The sequence below is a fragment of the Klebsiella sp. 10-1 genome (assembly GCF_009758445.1).
In the GTDB taxonomy this organism is placed as follows: domain Bacteria; phylum Pseudomonadota; class Gammaproteobacteria; order Enterobacterales; family Enterobacteriaceae; genus Klebsiella; species Klebsiella scottii.
Genome location: NZ_WQRE01000027.1, coordinates 1 through 1209, shown reverse-complemented (window position 1 = coordinate 1209; position 1209 = coordinate 1). Strand labels below are relative to the sequence as shown.

The window sequence follows — 1209 nt, the reverse complement described above, 5'->3', positions numbered from 1 at the left end:
TATGCTCACCTCAGAACATTACAGGTGCCTCAATGAAAAAAAGAAATTTCAGTGCAGAGTTTAAACGCGAATCCGCTCAACTGGTCCTTGATCAGAACTACACCGTTGCAGCTGCGGCCAGTGCTATGGACGTGGGGCTTTCTACCATGACGCGATGGGTAAAGCAGTTGCGGGATGAACGACAGGGCAAAATACCTAAAGCCTCCCCTATAACCCCGGAACAGATTGAAATACGTGAGCTAAAGAAAAAGCTACAACGCATTGAAATGGAAAACGACATATTAAAAAAGGCTACCGCGCTCTTGATGTCAGACTCCCTGAACAGTTCTCGTTAATCGGGAAACTCAGAGCGCAGTATCCTGTGGTCACCCTCTGCCACGTATTCGGAGTTCATCGCAGTAGCTACAAATACTGGGAAAAAAGCTCCGAAAAGCCAGACGGTTGGCGAGCTATGTTACGCAGTCAGGTTCGAGAGCTGCATAACATCAGCCATGGCTCTGCTGGCGCAAGAAGTATCGCCATTATGGCAACCCTGAGAGGCTTTAGAATGGGACGCTGGCTTGCCGGCCGGCTCATGAAAGAACTGGGGCTGGTGAGTTGTCAGCAGCCTACCCACCGGTATAAACGTGGTGGTCATGAACACATCGCTATCCCGAATCGCCTTGAGCGACAGTTCGCAGTGACAGAACCTAACCAGGTGTGGTGCGGCGATGTGACGTACATCTGGACAGGCAAGCGTTGGGCTTACCTTGCTGTTGTTCTCGATCTGTTCGCAAGGAAACCTGTGGGCTGGGCAATGTCATTCTCACCGGACAGCAATCTGACTATCAAAGCGCTGCAAATGGCGTGGGAAGCTCGCGGTAAACCAGCCGGAGTGATGTTCCACAGTGACCAGGGCAGCCACTATACAAGCAGGCAGTTCCGGCAGTTACTGTGGCGTTGCCGGATCAGGCAGAGTATGAGTCGACGTGGAAACTGTTGGGACAACAGCCCGATGGAGCGCTTCTTCAGAAGTCTTAAAAACGAGTGGGTGCCAGTGGCAGGTTATATAAACTTTAGCGAAGCTGCTCATGCGATCACAGACTATATCGTCGGGTATTACAGCTCGCTAAGGCCGCATGACTATAACGGTGGGTTACCCCCAAACGAATCGGAAAATCGATACTGGAAAAACTCTAAAGCGGTGGCCAGTTTTAGTTGACCACTACA

General features: G+C 50.9%; 1 protein-coding gene. It reads left to right on the top strand.

All coding sequences use genetic code 11. The features are described 5' to 3' along the window. Positions 1 to 32: 32 nt before the first annotated feature. A protein-coding gene (locus GO007_RS28800) for an IS3 family transposase (RefSeq protein WP_095105810.1) occupies positions 33 to 1201 on the top strand; the annotation gives its coding sequence in 2 pieces (ribosomal slippage) (positions 33 to 282 and positions 282 to 1201; 1170 coding nt in all). The last annotated feature ends 8 nt before the right edge of the window (positions 1202 to 1209 follow it).